This is a genomic window from Arthrobacter mangrovi (assembly GCF_026011795.1).
In the GTDB taxonomy this organism is placed as follows: domain Bacteria; phylum Actinomycetota; class Actinomycetes; order Actinomycetales; family Micrococcaceae; genus Crystallibacter; species Crystallibacter mangrovi.
This window is the reverse complement of record NZ_BRVS01000002.1, coordinates 115,696-131,322: the sequence shown is the minus strand read 5'-3', so window position 1 is coordinate 131,322 and position 15,627 is coordinate 115,696. Positions and strand designations below refer to the sequence as shown.

Sequence of the window (15,627 nt, the reverse complement as noted above, 5' to 3'; positions counted from 1 at the left end):
GGCGATGCCGCCTCGGCGGGGGAGGACCGCGCACCATCGCGCGTGGGGTAAGAATGGAACCATGGCCCTGTTTGTTTCCCGGAAGTCACCGACGGCGTCAGCGGCGGGGGAAGCCGCGGCGGCGACCCTGCCGTGGGTGCGCTGGATCAGCCTGGGCGCCATGATCGGTGCCGGGACGGGATCGGTGCTGGCCGCGGCCAGCTCCGGGCTGGCGTCCTATTTCGCGCGGCAGTTGCTGACGCCGGTGCGCGAGCACGAGCAGAACCTGGAAATCTACGCCGTCGTCGGCAGCGGGGAGGATCAGGAGATCATCCTGCCGGCCGCCCTCGACACCACGTCCCCCGGGATCTACAGCATCTATTTCGACGGCGGGCGCGGCCACGCGAGGATCGGCGGGATCACGTCGTACTCGCCGAAGGACGGCACGGTGCAGCGCCGCGTGGAGCGCGTTTACAGCGGAGAACTGGGCTCTGCCCGCCGCGGCTGGTGGGGCGGCGCGGTCTATCCGGATCCGGCCGCCGCGGGCCTGGCCAACGAAGAGGTCAGGATCGACGTCGACGGCGGCTACGCTCCGGCCTGGCTGATCCGCGGTGACGCGGCCAGCCGCACCTGGGCCATCATGGTGCACGGCCGGGGTGCCACCCGGCACGAGGGCATCCGCGCCGTGCGGACCGCGAAGGACCTGGGCATGACCTCGCTGCTGATCTCCTACCGCAACGACGGCGAGGCACCGGCGGCGCCGGACGGCAGGTACGGGCTGGGCCTCACGGAATGGCTCGACGTGGAAGCGGCGATCGGCTTTGCCCTGGACCGCGGAGCCCACAACGTCGTCCTCTTCGGCTGGTCGATGGGCGGCGCGATCTGCCTCCAGGCGGCGGACCAGTCCATCCACCGGAACCGGATCCGTGCCCTGGTGCTGGACGCGCCGGTCATCAACTGGATCGATGTGCTGGCCTACCAGGCGCGGCTAAACAGAATCCCGGCCGCCATTGGCCGCTTCACCCAGTGGCTGATTTCCAACAAGGCCGGCCGGCTGCTGACAGGCCTGGCGTCGCCCCTGGACCTGCGCAAGATGAACTGGGTGGACAGGGCGGACCAGCTCAGCGTGCCTACGCTGATCCTGCACAGCCAGGACGACGACTTCGTGCCGTACGGGCCCTCGGCCGAACTGGCAGAGCAGAATCCGCGGCTAGTGACCTTCGAACGGTTCTCCGGGGCCGGCCACACGAGGGAATGGAACGTCGACCCGGAACGCTGGGAGTCCACGGTGGCCGAGTGGCTGGCCGAGGTTCTCGGACCGGCGCAGTCCGGCCGCACCACCGCCGGCGGGCATGCCGGCACCGATGGCACCGCCGGAGAGCAGCTGGCGGACACCTAACCCGCGCCCAGTTCCGCTACCGTGGCGCCGGTCAGCCGGATAAGGTCCCCGGCGGCCAGTTCGATGTCGAGGCCGCGGCGGCCGGCCGACACGAGGACCGTGGGAAAGCCGAGCGCCGAACCGTCAAGGACGGTCGGGCTGGCCTGCCGCTGGCCGAGCGGCGAGATGCCGCCGAGGACGTATCCCGTCCGGCGCTGCGCCACCGCGGGGTCGGCCATGGAGACGCGCTTCACGCCCAGGGCCGCACCGCAGGCCTTGAGGTCGAGGGTGGTGGCCACCGGGATAATCGCGACGCCGAGCGACGGGCCCGTGCTCACCATCAGCGTCTTGAAGACCCGTGCGGGAGGGAAGCCCAGCGCCTCCGCCGCCTCCAGTCCGTAGCTGGCCGTCCGAGGGTCGTGCTCGTAGCCGTGCAGCGTGTACGCGACGCCGGCCTGGTCCAGTAACAGCGTTGCCGGAGTCCCGGAGGAGGTAGCGCGCTTGGCCATCGGGTGCGGCGCGCTCAGGCGGCGGAGCGCGCGTCGGTGATTTGCCGCTTGATCCGCGCGAGCATTGCCGCCATGCCGCGCATCCGGAGCGGCGTAATCGCGCGGGTCAGCCCGAGCTGGTCCGGCATGTCGTCCGGTACCGCGAGGATCTCGTCAGCGGGCAGGCCGTTGAGGCCCTCGTGCAGGACGGCGGCAAACCCCCTGGTTGTCGGGGCCTCCGGGGGAGCAGAGAAGAAGATCTCCACGGGCTGCTCCGGAGCGTCCCCGAGTTCCAGCGTCAGGAACAACGGTGACTGGCACTCGACGACCTGCTCGAACAGTTCAGGATGGTCCGCGAGGTGCTCCGGCAGTTCCGGCAGCGAGCGGGAGAATTCCAGCAGAAGCTGCAGGCGGTCGGGCTCCTCCATGGCCTGGAAGTCGTCGATGATTTCCGCCAGCGGCGCCGGGATCTGTTGTTCAGTCACAGTCATCCATCCTACGCCGGTCAGCGCCGCGGGGCCGGTGCGTCGCCCGGCTCGGACCCCTTGACGATCGGGACGCGGACGGCATTTCCCCACTCCGTCCAGGAGCCGTCGTAGTTGCGCACATTCTCGAAGCCCAGCAGGTGCTTGAGGACAAACCAGGTGTGGCTCGACCGTTCCCCGATGCGGCAGTAGGCGACGACGTCGTCCCCTTCCTTGAGCCCGGCTTCTGCCTTGTAGATGGCTTCCAGCTCGTCGCGGCTCCTGAATGTCCCGTCCTCGGCAGCAGCCCTGGCCCAGGGAACGGATGCGGCGCTCGGGATGTGGCCGCCGCGCAGGGCGCCTTCCTCCGGGTAGGCCGGCATGGTGGTGCGCTGGCCCGAGTACTCCTCGGGAGAGCGAACGTCGATCAGCGGCTTGCCGAAATGCGCCAGGACGTCGGACAGGTAAGCGCGGATGGGCTCGTCGTTGCGCTCGATGACGGGGTAGTCGGTAGACCCCGGCTGGGGCACCTCGGTGGTCAGGTCCCGGCCTTCGGCGATCCACTTGTCGCGTCCGCCGTCCAGCAGGCGGACGTCCTCATGACCGAACAGCGTGAAGACCCAGAGGGCGTAGGCTGCCCACCAGTTGCTCTTGTCGCCGTAGATGACCACGGTGCTGTCGCGCGAGATGCCTTTGCTGCTCATGAGCTTGGCGAACCCGGCCCCGTCCACATAGTCCCTGGCCACCGGGTCGTTGAGGTCGGTGTGCCAGTCGATCTTTACCGCACCGGGGATATGGCCGGTTTCGTAGAGGAGGATGTCCTCGTCGGACTCCACGACGACCAGCGATTCGTTGTCCAGATTGGCGGCAAGCCATTCGGTGGACACGAGCCGCTCCGGATCGGCGTAGGCGGCAAACTTCTCGTTGGATTCAGCGGCAACGGGCACGGCTGTCCTTTCGGGTAACGGGATTCGGGCTCCCGCCTAGCCTAACCACAGCCTGCGGCAAAAGCTTCCGCCGCCGCATCCGGAGGAAGCGGAACGTCCGGCAGGAATCCGACAATGGAGCCGGCGTAGCGTATCGTTTTTCTGGCGGCAAATCACCGCCGAGCAAATCCCAGGAAGGCATTGGTCGTCCCAACGTGCCCCAGATCGAACAGCTAACCCGCCGGACCCCGAAGGTTTCCGTCGACGAACTCCTGAAGGGGTTCCACCCGTCGCCGCGTTTCGGCGAGGTCTCCTTCGCCAGCTACCGCCCCGACCCGTCGCAGCCGTCCCAGGCCGCCGCGGTCAAGGCGCTGCAGGACTTTGCCGCGTCCACAGACCATCGCGCCCCGACCGGACTCAAGCGGCTCTTCGGAGCCAAGAAGGCACCCAGCCGGGCCGGCATCTACCTCGACGGCGGTTTTGGCGTCGGCAAGACCCACTTGCTGGCATCCTTGTGGCACGCCGTCGAGGGGCCGAAGGCGTTCGGCACCTTCGTCGAGTACACGAACCTCGTGGGAGCCCTGTCCTTCCGTAAGACCGTTGACGCGCTGAGCAGCTACAAGCTGGTCTGCATCGATGAATTCGAACTCGACGATCCGGGCGACACCGTGCTGATGTCGCGGCTCATGCGGGAACTCGCCGACGCCGGTGTGAGGCTGGCCGCGACCTCCAACACCCTGCCAGGTTCCCTGGGGGAGGGCCGCTTCGCCGCGGTCGACTTCCAGCGCGAGATCCAGGTCCTGGCGGACCAGTTCGATGTCATCAGGATCGACGGCGAAGACTACCGCCACCGCGGACTGCCGGCCGCTCCCGCTCCCTTGAGCGACCAGGAACTCAAGCGGCGGGTGTACAGCGACTTCGACGGGCAGGTGGTCGCCGCCGACGAGTTCAGTGACCTGGTCAGCCACCTTGAGGGCGTCCACCCGAGCCGCTACCGGCAGTTCATCGACGGAATCGACGCGGTGGCCTGGCACAACGTGGCGACAATTACGGAACAGTCGGTTGCGCTCCGGTTCGTCGTCCTGGCGGACAGGCTGTACGACAAGGATGTTCCGATCATCGCCAGCGGTGCCCCCTTCGACGAGCTGTTCACCCCGGAGATGATGTCCGGGGGCTACATGAAGAAGTATTACCGCGCGGTCTCGCGCCTGACGGCCTTGGCACGCGAGGGCATGACCGGGGAAGCTTCCTAGGAATGCAAGAGGCGCCGGTACTGCCTCGCGGCAGGACCGGCGCCACCTTTGCCGTTCCCAATGAGCTAAGAGGCCGGAGGATTTACCCCGCCGGCGCGTCCGGAACCGTTGTTCCCCGGCGCCCGGTCGATGAGTTCGGAGGCTTTGGCTTGGAGGCCGTCGACCTGTCCGGAGTATTTGCCTCCGGTCTTGTTGTCGATGAAGTCACCGACTTTGCCGATGCCGCCCTTGATGCTGTCCGCGTTATTGCCGACCAGCACGGCTGCCTTGTCCTTCAGCCCTCCGGCCTTGCCCTTGAGCTCGTCAAATATAGACACAGCCACCTCCTTTCTCCGGCGGGAACCGTCTGTTCCCTTTGGGTTCCATCCTAGGCGGGGCAGCCGCAGCGTCAACGGCTGCGCTCGGGCGGAGTCCACGGCGTCATCCAATCTGATGGCGGCCAGTGCTCGGCCGCGGCCATGAGCGGGAAAGCCGTGGCACCGTCGATGGACTCCCTGATGATGTCCGCGTGGCCGGCGTGCCGCGCAGTCTCCGCGATCAGATGCGCCAGGATCCAGCGCAGGCTGTAGCCCTCGGGCCGAGCGGAGAACCAGGGGTCATCAGGCATCCGCACCGGCGCGTCGAGTGCCCCGAGGGCCCGGCAGACCTGCTCCGTCCGGTTCCCGGTAGCCTTATAGGCTTTCAAGAGGTCCGCGGTGCTTTCATCCTCACGCAACGTGAAACCAGCTGCGTAGCTTAGCCGGTCCTGCCGGCGCTCCCGGCCCTCCACGACGTCGATCCACGAGGCTTCGGTAGCGTTGACGTGCTTAATCAGGCCGCCGATGCTCAATTCGCCCGCGGTCGGCCGGAGCCGAAGCTGGTCTTCATCCAGCCCGTAGGCCGTCAGCTCCAGGACATAGCGTTGCTGGGCCAGGAATGCCAGCAGTGTGTCCAACTCATTATCATGGGGTTCCGCATTGCCGCCCATGGATTCTCCTGTCGCCTGTGGATTCTTCCACCTTGGCAGGGCCTGCCCGTCCATGGAAGGCGGAAGGACAGCGAGCAGTAGTCCTCCGGGCACCCGGACAGGAAAAGGGAGACTAAACAAAAGGCGGCTCCACCTGGGAGCCACCTAAGATAGTGGGCGATACTGGGATCGAACCAGTGACCTCTTCCGTGTCAGGGAAGCGCGCTACCGCTGCGCCAATCGCCCGGGTCCGATACCGGCGGACCGGGCTGGTCCGTGGGAGCGGTGCGAAGTGGAGCGGACGACGGGATTCGAACCCGCGACATCCACCTTGGCAAGGTGGTGCTCTAGCCAGCTGAGCTACGTCCGCATGGAGAGGATCCGGGAACCGGGCTCCATCCGTGGGCGATACTGGGATCGAACCAGTGACCTCTTCCGTGTCAGGGAAGCGCGCTACCGCTGCGCCAATCGCCCGGGATCCAAGACCGAGGCAGCGGTGAGCGCCGCCGGTTTTGGGGGGAGTGGAGCGGACGACGGGATTCGAACCCGCGACATCCACCTTGGCAAGGTGGTGCTCTAGCCAGCTGAGCTACGTCCGCATGGAGAGGATCCGGGAACCGGACTCCATCCGTGGGCGATACTGGGATCGAACCAGTGACCTCTTCCGTGTCAGGGAAGCGCGCTACCGCTGCGCCAATCGCCCGTAAGGGTTGTAAGCAAGTAGTACCTGCATACGAGGTGGGGACGGGATTCGAACCCGCGTATACGGCTTTGCAGGCCGCTGCCTCGCCTCTCGGCCACCCCACCGTGGCCTGCAGATTCAGGACCGGCCAGCAGAGCTGGCACAAACAGTGACTTGCGAGCGGACGACGGGATTCGAACCCGCGACATCCACCTTGGCAAGGTGGTGCTCTAGCCAGCTGAGCTACGTCCGCATGTCGTGATATCGCCCGGTCCCGATGTCTCTCCGGAGCACCTCGGCGATTTCCAACGAGTAAGAACTCTATAGGACGAATCGTGCTTCGTCCAATCGGGTTCGCGGCTGCGCGTCGACGCCGCCGCGGCCGGGGCCCGATGGGATGGACGGCGTGCCCGTTTTTGCAGACGGCCAACTGTCGGCTACCATTCATAAGCGACGCTGATCCGCACGCCGGATCCGGCTCGGGCGATTGGCGCAGTGGTAGCGCGCTTCGTTCACACCGAAGAGGTCACTGGTTCGAACCCAGTATCGCCCACCATGCGGGAGGCCCCCCGCCCAGGCAAGCAGCCTGGGCGGGGGGCCTCTTTCGTAGCGGGCCTCCGAGGCGCCCCTCCAGCGGCACGGCCCGAAACGGTCAGTCGTCTCTGAGATGATGCTTGGTATGACAGATCCGGCGCTGGCCCACAAGACCGATTTCGGACGGATGTACTCCCGCTCCACCTCGGAACTTCCGAGTGTCCCCTCCATTACGACCGTGATATCCCAGGCACCCACGGACCTTGGCGGTTGGTTTTCCCACATGGCGGCCACCGCCATGGCACAGGATCACAGGCTGGCCGAGGCCGCCGGGAATCCAGCCAAGCTGCGGGCGCTGGCAAAGGAGGCGTCGTCCGCCGCGGAACGCTACCGGGATGCGGCGGCGCTGCGCGGGGACCGGGTGCATTCCTATTGCGAGCAGGTGTCGCTGCGGGCGCTTGGACGTCCGCACCGGATGGCGGAGGCACGCGAGGCGCTGAAGGCGAACGGCGAAGAGGCCTTCGCGGCACGCTTCGACGAGTGGTGGGAGCTGTACGCTGTCGAACCAATCGAGCCCGAGATCACCGTGTGGAACACCGAGCTTGGCTACGCAGGAACCATGGACCTCGTGGCAAGGATCGGCGGCCGGCTCTGCCTGATCGACTTCAAGACGAAGGGCACCGACCGCAATGGGCAGGTCAAGGCCATGGACGAGAAGGTCGTTATGCAGCTGGTGGCCGGGATGAAGGCACAGGAGAGCCTGGTCGACGCGGCGGCGGGCAGTTGGGAGCCGTGGGCGTACGGCGATGACCCGGTCCTCCTGGGCGTGGCCATCGGGGAAACGGAAGTCCGGCCGATGCGCGCGAATCCGGAGGTGCTGAGGTACCACTGGTACAAGTTCTGCGCTCTGCGCCGTGTGTGGGACCTGCAGCTGCAGGTGGCGGACGCCGGCCGCGCGTTGCTGCCCGTCGGCCCTCCGGTGGCGGCAGTCCGCACTGTCGAACCGGCGGCCAGCTGACGGCACATAGACTTGAAGCGACGTTTCCACGGCACAAAGTGAGGTAGAAGAGCAGATGACCGTCCTAGGTATTCGGATCATCGGAGATCCGGTGCTTCGCACCAAGGCCGAGCCGGTGACCGAATTCGGCCCCGAACTGGAAAAGCTCGTTGCCGACATGGACGAGACGATGGAGAACGTCGAGGGAGCCGGGCTGGCCGCTCCCCAGGTAGGGGTCAGCCTGCGGGTGTTCACCTACCAGATCGACGGACGGCGCGGCCATGTGGTCAACCCTGTGCTGGAAAACAGCGACGATTTCCAGGCTGACCAGGTGGAAGGATGCCTCTCGATTCCGGGGCTCGGCTATCCGGTCCGGCGGCGGCGCTGGAGCCGCGTAACCGGCGTGGACATGCACGGCAACCCCGTGGTTCTCGAGGGCGAAGGAATGCTGGCACGGTGCTTCCAGCACGAGACGGACCATCTGGATGGCGTCCTGTACATTGACCACTTGTCCGGCGATGAACGCAAGAGCGCCCTGCGCGCTATCCGGAACGCCTCCTACAACACCGTTGCCCGGGACACGACGGCCAAGCGCTCGGCAAGTGTCGGGTCGGGTTTCGGTGCCGGCGCCTTCGGGCAGCCGCAGGCATGACCGTCTCCGATACCCGGCCGCGGGTCCTTTTCGCCGGCACGCCCGAAGTAGCTGTCCCGTCCCTGGATGCGCTGTCGGCGGCCGGGTTCGATATCGTGGCCGTCCTGACCCGCGAGGATGCGCCGGTCGGACGCAAGAAGATCATGACCGCGTCGCCCGTGGCCCGACGGGCGGCCGAGCTCGGGCTGCACGTCATCAAGGCGAACCGCCTCGATGGTCCTGCCGTTGCGGCCATCGCCGGGGCCGCCCCGGACGTGGCGGCGATCGTGGCTTACGGCGGACTGGTTCCGGAGGAGGCGCTGGCACTGCCGGCGCACGGCTGGATCAACCTGCACTTCTCCCTGCTGCCCCAGTGGCGCGGTGCCGCCCCCGTCCAGCACGCCGTGATCAATGGGGACGACCTGACCGGCGCCTCGACCTTCCTGCTCGAAAAGGGGCTGGACACAGGACCCGTGTACGGCACCTTGACTGAAGCGATCCGACCGGAGGACACCAGCGGGGAACTGCTCGAGAGGCTGTCGTTCAGCGGGGCGGCGCTGCTGGCCCAGACGCTTTCTGCCGTGCTGGCAGGAAAGGGCGTTGCCGTCCCGCAGTCCGGCCAGCCTACCGCGGCCCCGAAGCTGGGACTCGAGGACGGCCACATCGACTGGAACCAGCCGGCGCTGGCCATTCGGCGCAGGATTAACGGCGTGACCCCGGAGCCCGGAGCATGGACCACGCTCGCGGGCCAACGGTTCAAGCTCGGCCCCGTTACGCTCCGGCAGGACCGAAGTGACCTGGCTCCCGGCCAGGTGCTGCCGAGCTCCGGGGGATCGGCCTCCGCCCTAGTGGGAACCGGGTCCTGTGCCGTCCAGTTGGATCAGGTGCAGCCGGCCGGCAAGAAGATGATGGCGGCGGCCGACTGGGCGCGCGGCCTGGGACAACGTGAGGATGTGCGGTTCGAATGAGCGGAAACGAGGACGGCGGGCGCGGCAGGCACAGGCCGGGGGCCGGGCGGCGCAACGCCGCAGGACGGGAGCGCAACCGCCCGGTCAACCGCGGCCACACTCGCGCGGCTCCGTCAGAACGCACCCGGCGGGCGGACCCGGCTCGGCTGGTGGCCTTCGAAGTGCTCCGCGCTGTGAGCAGCGAAGACGCGTACGCAAACCTGGTGCTGCCGGCCCGGATCCGCCAGCACCGCCTGGACAAGCGCGACGCGGGCTTCGCCACCGAACTCGCCTATGGAGCGCTGCGGGCACAAGGTACTTACGACGCGATCCTGGCCAAGTGCGTGGACCGTCCGCTGGACCAGTTGGATCCCGCGATCCTCGACGCGCTGCGGCTGGGCGCGCATCAGCTGCTGGCCATGCGCGTCCCGGCCCACGCCGCGCTGGACCAGACCGTCGGGCTGGCTCGTGCCGTGATCGGCGCGGGTCCGGCCTCCCTCATCAACGCCGTCCTCCGCAGGGTGAGTGCGAGGGACCTGGCGGACTGGACCTCGGAACTGACGGACGGCAGCGATCCGGTGGCCGCCGCTGCCATCGCCCAGAGCCACCCGGAGTGGATCGTGCGCGCGCTGCGCCAGGCGCTCGCGGGCCATGGCCGGAGCGTGGAAGAGATCGGGCAGCTGCTGGATGCGGACAACGCGGCTCCCGTGGTCAACCTCGTCGCATTGCCCGGGCTGGGAGACCTGGAAGAGGCCATCGACGCCGGCGCCCAGCCGGGTGGCCTGGTGCGGGACTCCGCGCTCTACTCCGGCGGTGACGTGGGCAGGCTCGACTCGGTCCGGAAAGGCACAACGCGCGTCCAGGACGCCGGATCCCAGCTGGTGGCGCGCGCGCTGGCGGGTGCCGCGCTGCGGACCGACGGCCCGGAACGGTGGCTCGATCTATGCGCCGGCCCCGGCGGAAAAGCCGCCCTGCTGGCAGCGCTTGCGGCGGAACAGGGGGCGACGCTGCTGGCGAACGAGCCGGCGGCACACCGGGCCGAACTGGTCCGGCAGGCCTTGCGCCCGGTGGACCACCGGGTCTGGGAAGTGCGGACGGGAGACGGGCGGGACCTCGGCGCCCTCGAGCCGGAAGGCTTCGACCGGGTGCTCGTCGACGCGCCCTGTACGGGCCTGGGTGCGCTGCGCCGGCGGCCTGAGTCCCGCTGGCGCCGCCGCCCCGCCGACGTCGCGCAGCTGGCGCCGCTGCAGCGCGAGTTGCTCGACTCCGCCATCGCCGCGGTCAAGCCGGGAGGCCTGGTCGCCTACGTGACCTGCTCCCCGCACATTGCGGAGACGACGGCGGTCGTCTCCGATGCGCTCCGCCGCCACCCGGAGATGGAAGCGGCGGATTCGGCTGCGGCGCTGGATGCCGCAAGCCTCACCGGGGACCTGCAGGCCGGCAGGGCCGAGGGCACGGGCAGCACGGCCCAGCTGTGGCCGCACATCCACGGGACGGACGCGATGTTCCTGTCCCTGCTGCGCAAGAAGACATCCGCCGGCGCGCCGGCGGGAAAGGACTGACCACCAGCCATGCACCAGTGCTGCATCAACCCGAGCATCCTGTCGGCAGACTTCGTCAACCTTGAGTCCGAACTCGCCCGGATCGCGTCGGCCGACGCCGTCCACGTGGACGTGATGGACAACCACTTCGTGCCCAACCTGACCATCGGCCTGCCGGTGGTGGAGCGGATCCAGGCCGTGAGCAGGCTGCCGCTGGACGTGCACCTGATGATCCAGGACCCGGACCGGTGGGCGCCGGGCTACGCCGAGGCCGGCGCGGCGTCGGTGACGTTCCACGTCGAAGCGTCGGCGGCGCCGGTCAAGCTGGCCCGCGACCTGCGGGACCGCGGCGCGAAGGCGGGCATGGCGCTGAGGCCCGCCACCGCCGTCGAACCCTACCTGGACCTGCTGCCCGAGATGGACATGCTGCTGATCATGACGGTGGAACCCGGCTTCGGGGGCCAGTCCTTCCTGGACGTCACCCTGCCGAAGATCCGCCGCGCCGCGGACGCCGTGGCCGGCTCGGGCCTCCCGGTGGCAATCCAGGTGGACGGCGGTGTCACCGAGGAGACCATCCACCGGGCTGCCGCGGCCGGGGCCACTGTCTTCGTCGCCGGCTCGGCGGTGTACGGGGCCGAGGACCCGGATGCCGCCATCACGTCGTTGAGGAACGCCGCCCAGAAGGCTCTTGCCCGGGACTGATACATCAAATGTGCCGTGTGTTACAGGCCGTGACGGGAATAGCCGTGATGCGGACGGCAGTTATGGCACAATAGCAATCACAAACAACGTGCTCCGGGGTCGGTGTAAGTCCGAACCGGCGGTTATAGTCCGCGACCCGCGGCCGACGGAACGGCAATGTTCCGCAGGCAGCGGCTGAACCGGTGGAATTCCGGTACCGACAGTCAAAGTCTGGATGGGAGAAGCACGTACAGTTGGCAGCCAGCCGACGGTGCGCACGGTCCGCATGGATCCGGCCGCCCGTTGCCTGCAGCTACCGCACTGTCGTTACCCCGGAGCCGCCGCGGCTTTCGGAAAGGAACGGCATGGATCTCCTGCGGTGGCTCTTTGAAGCCCAGATACCCGTCGCCGGCAGCGCGCTGCTGCTGCGCGAGGTGCTGGGCAATATCTTCGGCTTGCTGAGCGCCCTCGGAGGCATGCAGCGGAAAGTCTGGGCCTGGCCGGTCGGCATCGCCGGCAACATCCTGCTCCTGACCGTCTTCCTCGGTTCCCTGTTCGGCGCCGCCAGTACCGCCACGCTGCTCGGACAGGCCGGCCGCCAGATCATGTTCATCGCCGTAGCCGTCTACGGGTGGCGCCGCTGGAGCCAAAGCCGCCGTGACGGGGCCGACGGAGCCGGACATGCGCTGGTCCCGCGATTCGCCTCCGGCCGCGAACGGATCGGCCTTGCGGCCGGCATGGTGCTGGGCACCGTGGCCCTGACGCCGCTGTTCACCGCGCTGGGCTCCTACGAACCTGTGTGGGCGGATGCCTGGACCTTCGTCGGGTCCCTGCTGGCAACCTACGGGATGGCCCGCGGCTGGGTCGAGTTCTGGCTGGTCTGGGTTGCCGTGGACATCGTGGGCGTCCCGCTGCTTTTCAGCGCCGGCTACTACGCGTCGGCCGTCATGTACCTGTTTTACGGCGCATTCACCCTGGCCGGCTTCTTCGTCTGGTGGCGGGCGCATACCCGCACCAAGGCCGAGGCCGGGGCGGCCGTCGCGGAGCCGGCACTGGAAGGGGCGGCCCGCTGATGGCGACTCAAGAGTTCACGGCGGCCGAGGAACGTGCGATGCAGCTGGCCCTCGGCGAGGCACGGCGGGGGATGCGCGGGGCCAACCCGCTGGTCGGTGCGGCAGTCCTCGACGCCGACGGAGCGGTCCTGGCGAGCGGCTACCACCGCGGGGCCGGCTTCCCGCATGCAGAAATCGAGGCCCTGGCCAACCTGCCGGAGGGGCTCGACCGGACCACCCTGGCCGACTGCACCATGGTGGTGACGCTGGAGCCCTGCAATCATCAGGGCCGGACCGGTCCCTGCGCGGTCGCCGTGGCCGAGGCCGGGATCGGCCGCCTGGTCCATGCGTCCGACGACCAGACTTCGGCCGCGGGGGGAGCCGACTACCTGCGCAGCCGCGGGGTGGATGTGCGTTCCGGCCTCTGCCGCGACGCGGCGCTGGATTTGAACCAGCGGTGGTTCAAAGCCAAGTCGGCCCGGCGGCCGTTCACCACCATGCACATCGCACAAACCCTCGACGGCCTAATCGCGGCCGCCGACGGCAGCAGCCAGTGGATCACCTCCGAGGCGGCCCGGCAGGACAGCCACGGCATCCGGGCGAGGGTGGACGCCATCATCGCCGGTACCGGGACTGTCTTAGCCGACAACCCCCGGCTAACCGCCAGGACCGGGAACGGGGAACCGGCTGCCAGCCAGCCGCTGCGCGTGGTCATGGGCACCCGCGATGTTCCCGCCGACGCCGCGGTGCGCGGCAGCGACGGGAAGTTCCTCCAGCTGCACACCCACGATCCCGCCGAGGTGCTGGACTTGCTGGCCGGCCGCGGCGTAGCCCACGCCATGATCGAAGGCGGCGCCACGGTGGCGGCCGCCTTCCTGAAGGTGGACCTGGTGGACGAGCTGGTCCTCTACCTTGCGCCCTTGCTGCTCGGCGCCGGCACGCGTTCGACGGCGCCGCTCGGTATCGGCACCCTGGCCGACGCCGCGCACTGGCGCTGGGACAGCTCCGGCGGCGGCCACACCACCAATCTCGGCGCTGACCTGCGCCTGCATCTTGAACCAGCACCGGCAGGCAGCACGCCTGCGGTACGGAAAGGACTCTGATGTTTACCGGAATTGTCACGGAGCGAGGCGGCGTTGAGTCGCTGGTCCTCCACCCCGAAACGGACAGCGCCGTGCTGACCTTCTCCGCCGGTGCGGCCGCCGAGGATCTCGGACTGGGCGGGTCCATCGCGGTCAACGGCGTCTGCCTGACGGCCGTGAGCATTGCGGACGGCCGCGTCGCCGTCGACGTCATGGGGGAGACCCTGCGCCGGACCACCACGGGTGAGCTGAAAGACGGCATGAGCGTCAACCTGGAACGTTGCGTTCCGGCCGGCGGGCGGCTGGACGGCCACGTGGTCCAGGGCCACGTCGATGCCGTGGGCGCCCTGTTGGAACGGGAGAATGCAGGCGACTGGGACCGGCTGCGCTTCTCCGTTCCGGCCCGGCAGGCCCGGTACATCGCGGAGAAGGGCTCCATCGCGGTCGACGGCGTATCCCTCACCGTGACGGCGGTGAGCGAACCCGGCGCCGAGGAGCCGTGGTTCGAGGTAGGACTGATTCCCACGACGCTGGCAGAGACCTCGCTGGGCGCCAAGGCCATCGGAGACAAGGTCAACCTCGAGGTGGACGTACTGGCCAAGTACGCGGAGCGGCTGCTGGCCTACACCGCCGCCGGCAGCCAGCCCGCCCGCCACGCGGCAGGAGGGACGGCATGAGCGCGGCAGTTGAATCACCGATCCGGCTGGACGCGATCGAACTGGCGATCGACGCCATTGCCGCCGGCCGGCCGGTCGTCGTCGTCGATGACGAAGACCGCGAGAACGAAGGCGACATCATCTTTGCCGCTGACGCCTCCACCCCCGCCCTGATGGGTTGGACCGTCCGGCATAGCTCCGGCGTCATCTGCGTGCCCCTGACCGGCGCGCGGGCGGACCACCTGGACCTTCCGCCGATGGTGGAGGACAACCAGGACGCCAAGGGCACCGCGTACACCGTCTCGTGCGATGCCGCGTCGGGCGTTTCGACCGGCATCAGTTCCTCGGACCGAGCGCGTACCGCGCTGGTCCTGGCGTCGCCGCAGAGCACCGCTGCCCAGCTGAGCCGGCCAGGCCACATCTTCCCGCTGCGGGCGGTCGACGGCGGTGTCCTGGTCCGCCGGGGCCACACCGAAGCGGCGGTGGACCTGTGCCGGCTGGGCGGCCGGGAACCGGTCGGGGTCATCGCCGAACTGGTGCACGACGACGGCGAAATGATGCGGCTGCCCGCGCTCCGCGAATTCGCCAACGAACACGGCTGCCCGCTGGTCTCCATCGAGGACCTGGTGGCCCACCTGTCCGCGGCACGGCCGGCGGGGGAGGCCGGGCGATGAACGGCGTCGGCGAGACTGCGGCGCCGGGAACCGCGCCGGCGCTGCCGGCCAACGTTACCGGTGGCCCCTCCGTCCAGCTGCCGACGGCCTTCGGCTTTTTCACGGCGCGTGCGTGGACCGATGACGGCACCGGGGTGGAGCACCTGAGCGTCACGTCTCCGGTCCGCCCGGAATCCGCACCGCTCGTCCGGCTGCATTCGGAGTGCCTCACGGGCGACGTCTTCGCCTCCTACCGCTGCGACTGCGGGGAGCAGCTGGAGCAGGCGCTGACCCTGATCGCCGAGCACGGCGGTACGGTGCTCTACCTCCGGGGCCAGGAGGGACGAGGCATCGGCCTGGCCAACAAGATCCGCGCCTATGCCCTGCAGGAAGGCGGCGCGGACACCGTGGAAGCCAACGAGCAGCTCGGCCTGCCGGTCGACGGCAGGGACTACTCGGCCGCCGCCGCGATCCTGCACACGATGGGGCTGGACCGCATCCGGCTGCTGAGCAACAACCCGATCAAAGGTTCGAAGCTCGCTGCCTTCGGAATCACCGTCGAGGAGATGGTCTCCTCGGAAGTGCCCTCGCGCGAGCAGAACCGCCGCTACCTGCAGACCAAGCGGGACCGCATGGACCACCGCCTGGCCCTGCTGGAAGAGCAGCCGATCCACCAGAGCTGACGCACCGCGCAGCTGCCAAACACCCACTCGGACCACGTGCCGCGGCACCAGCGG

General features: G+C 68.5%; 17 protein-coding genes, 8 tRNA genes and 1 riboswitch. Of the genes, 13 read left to right on the top strand and 12 right to left on the bottom strand.

Going from position 1 to position 15,627, the window contains the following annotated elements; all coding sequences use genetic code 11:
• The first annotated feature begins 61 nt into the window (after window positions 1–61).
• On the top strand, window positions 62–1,378 hold the full coding sequence (locus AHIS1636_RS02810) for an alpha/beta hydrolase family protein (RefSeq protein WP_264794294.1): 1,317 nt from the start codon (window positions 62–64) through the stop codon (window positions 1,376–1,378).
• Here AHIS1636_RS02810 and ybaK read toward each other — a convergent pair.
• Genes ybaK through AHIS1636_RS02795 form a run of 3 tightly spaced genes read right to left on the bottom strand, consistent with a single transcriptional unit; the run spans window position 1,375 to window position 3,256 of the window.
• Window positions 1,375–1,866: a Cys-tRNA(Pro) deacylase gene (gene ybaK / locus AHIS1636_RS02805; RefSeq protein WP_264794293.1), complete on the bottom strand. Its 492-nt coding sequence runs from the start codon at window positions 1,864–1,866 to the stop codon at window positions 1,375–1,377. The genes AHIS1636_RS02810 and ybaK overlap by 4 nt on opposite strands.
• Before the next feature lie 14 nt (window positions 1,867–1,880).
• Window positions 1,881–2,336 carry a SufE family protein gene (locus tag AHIS1636_RS02800; protein ID WP_264794292.1) on the bottom strand — a complete coding sequence of 152 codons (456 nt, stop codon included), beginning with the start codon at window positions 2,334–2,336 and terminating at the stop codon, window positions 1,881–1,883.
• Window positions 2,337–2,350: 14 nt separating this feature from the next.
• On the bottom strand, window positions 2,351–3,256 hold the full coding sequence (locus tag AHIS1636_RS02795) for a sulfurtransferase (protein ID WP_264794291.1): 906 nt from the start codon (window positions 3,254–3,256) through the stop codon (window positions 2,351–2,353).
• A 194-nt stretch (window positions 3,257–3,450) separates the two neighbouring features.
• On the opposite strand from AHIS1636_RS02795, the gene zapE reads away from it, so the two are divergent.
• Window positions 3,451–4,488: a cell division protein ZapE gene (gene zapE, locus AHIS1636_RS02790; protein WP_264794290.1), complete on the top strand. Its 1,038-nt coding sequence runs from the start codon at window positions 3,451–3,453 to the stop codon at window positions 4,486–4,488.
• Window positions 4,489–4,553: 65 nt separating this feature from the next.
• Here zapE and AHIS1636_RS02785 read toward each other — a convergent pair whose 3' ends face one another.
• The 9 genes from AHIS1636_RS02785 to AHIS1636_RS02745 all read right to left on the bottom strand — a co-directional run bounded on the left by AHIS1636_RS02785 (window position 4,554) and on the right by AHIS1636_RS02745 (window position 6,369).
• The gene (locus AHIS1636_RS02785; protein WP_264794289.1) at window positions 4,554–4,805 is read right to left on the bottom strand and encodes an antitoxin; all 252 of its coding nucleotides are present in this window, start codon (window positions 4,803–4,805) and stop codon (window positions 4,554–4,556) included.
• Between the two features lie 71 nt (window positions 4,806–4,876).
• Window positions 4,877–5,422, bottom strand: a complete 546-nt coding sequence (locus AHIS1636_RS02780; protein WP_264794288.1) for a DinB family protein — start codon at window positions 5,420–5,422, stop codon at window positions 4,877–4,879.
• A 186-nt stretch (window positions 5,423–5,608) separates the two neighbouring features.
• Window positions 5,609–5,680, bottom strand: a tRNA-Val gene (locus tag AHIS1636_RS02775).
• Window positions 5,681–5,727: 47 nt separating this feature from the next.
• Window positions 5,728–5,804 (bottom strand) — tRNA-Gly (locus AHIS1636_RS02770).
• 32 nt (window positions 5,805–5,836) lie between these two features.
• Window positions 5,837–5,908: transfer RNA gene (locus AHIS1636_RS02765), tRNA-Val, on the bottom strand.
• Window positions 5,909–5,956: 48 nt separating this feature from the next.
• Window positions 5,957–6,033 (bottom strand) — tRNA-Gly (locus AHIS1636_RS02760).
• 32 nt (window positions 6,034–6,065) lie between these two features.
• Window positions 6,066–6,137, bottom strand: a tRNA-Val gene (locus AHIS1636_RS02755).
• A gap of 33 nt (window positions 6,138–6,170) precedes the next feature.
• A tRNA-Cys gene (locus AHIS1636_RS02750) sits at window positions 6,171–6,241 on the bottom strand.
• Between the two features lie 54 nt (window positions 6,242–6,295).
• Window positions 6,296–6,369 (bottom strand) — tRNA-Gly (locus tag AHIS1636_RS02745).
• Between the two features lie 228 nt (window positions 6,370–6,597).
• Here AHIS1636_RS02745 and AHIS1636_RS02740 point away from each other — a divergent pair.
• The 11 genes from AHIS1636_RS02740 to ribA all read left to right on the top strand — a co-directional run bounded on the left by AHIS1636_RS02740 (window position 6,598) and on the right by ribA (window position 15,573).
• Window positions 6,598–6,672 (top strand) — tRNA-Val (locus AHIS1636_RS02740).
• Window positions 6,673–6,795: 123 nt separating this feature from the next.
• Window positions 6,796–7,668 carry a cytochrome gene (locus AHIS1636_RS02735; protein ID WP_264794287.1) on the top strand — a complete coding sequence of 291 codons (873 nt, stop codon included), beginning with the start codon at window positions 6,796–6,798 and terminating at the stop codon, window positions 7,666–7,668.
• Between the two features lie 55 nt (window positions 7,669–7,723).
• Window positions 7,724–8,299 carry a peptide deformylase gene (def, locus tag AHIS1636_RS02730; RefSeq protein WP_264794286.1) on the top strand — a complete coding sequence of 192 codons (576 nt, stop codon included), beginning with the start codon at window positions 7,724–7,726 and terminating at the stop codon, window positions 8,297–8,299.
• A complete protein-coding gene (gene fmt / locus AHIS1636_RS02725; RefSeq protein WP_264794285.1) occupies window positions 8,296–9,246 on the top strand; it encodes a methionyl-tRNA formyltransferase in 951 nt (316 codons plus the stop codon). Before def ends, fmt begins: the two co-directional genes overlap by 4 nt.
• Window positions 9,243–10,787 carry an RsmB/NOP family class I SAM-dependent RNA methyltransferase gene (locus AHIS1636_RS02720; RefSeq protein ID WP_264794284.1) on the top strand — a complete coding sequence of 515 codons (1,545 nt, stop codon included), beginning with the start codon at window positions 9,243–9,245 and terminating at the stop codon, window positions 10,785–10,787. Before fmt ends, AHIS1636_RS02720 begins: the two co-directional genes overlap by 4 nt.
• Before the next feature lie 9 nt (window positions 10,788–10,796).
• Complete coding sequence (gene rpe, locus AHIS1636_RS02715) at window positions 10,797–11,468, top strand: ribulose-phosphate 3-epimerase (RefSeq protein ID WP_264794283.1); 672 nt, start codon at window positions 10,797–10,799, stop codon at window positions 11,466–11,468.
• An 85-nt stretch (window positions 11,469–11,553) separates the two neighbouring features.
• Window positions 11,554–11,698: riboswitch (FMN riboswitch) on the top strand.
• 114 nt (window positions 11,699–11,812) lie between these two features.
• Window positions 11,813–12,520 (top strand): nicotinamide riboside transporter PnuC, encoded by a 708-nt coding sequence (pnuC, locus tag AHIS1636_RS02710; protein ID WP_264794282.1) that lies wholly within the window; start codon window positions 11,813–11,815, stop codon window positions 12,518–12,520.
• Entirely contained in the window at window positions 12,520–13,602 is a 1,083-nt protein-coding gene (gene ribD, locus AHIS1636_RS02705; protein WP_264794281.1) for a bifunctional diaminohydroxyphosphoribosylaminopyrimidine deaminase/5-amino-6-(5-phosphoribosylamino)uracil reductase RibD, read from the top strand. Before pnuC ends, ribD begins: the two co-directional genes overlap by 1 nt.
• Complete coding sequence (locus tag AHIS1636_RS02700) at window positions 13,602–14,258, top strand: riboflavin synthase (RefSeq protein ID WP_264794280.1); 657 nt, start codon at window positions 13,602–13,604, stop codon at window positions 14,256–14,258. Before ribD ends, AHIS1636_RS02700 begins: the two co-directional genes overlap by 1 nt.
• Window positions 14,255–14,911, top strand: a complete 657-nt coding sequence (gene ribB / locus AHIS1636_RS02695) for a 3,4-dihydroxy-2-butanone-4-phosphate synthase (protein WP_264794279.1) — start codon at window positions 14,255–14,257, stop codon at window positions 14,909–14,911. Before AHIS1636_RS02700 ends, ribB begins: the two co-directional genes overlap by 4 nt.
• Complete coding sequence (gene ribA, locus AHIS1636_RS02690) at window positions 14,908–15,573, top strand: GTP cyclohydrolase II (RefSeq protein WP_264794278.1); 666 nt, start codon at window positions 14,908–14,910, stop codon at window positions 15,571–15,573. The genes ribB and ribA overlap by 4 nt, the downstream gene beginning before the upstream one ends.
• The last annotated feature ends 54 nt before the right edge of the window (window positions 15,574–15,627 follow it).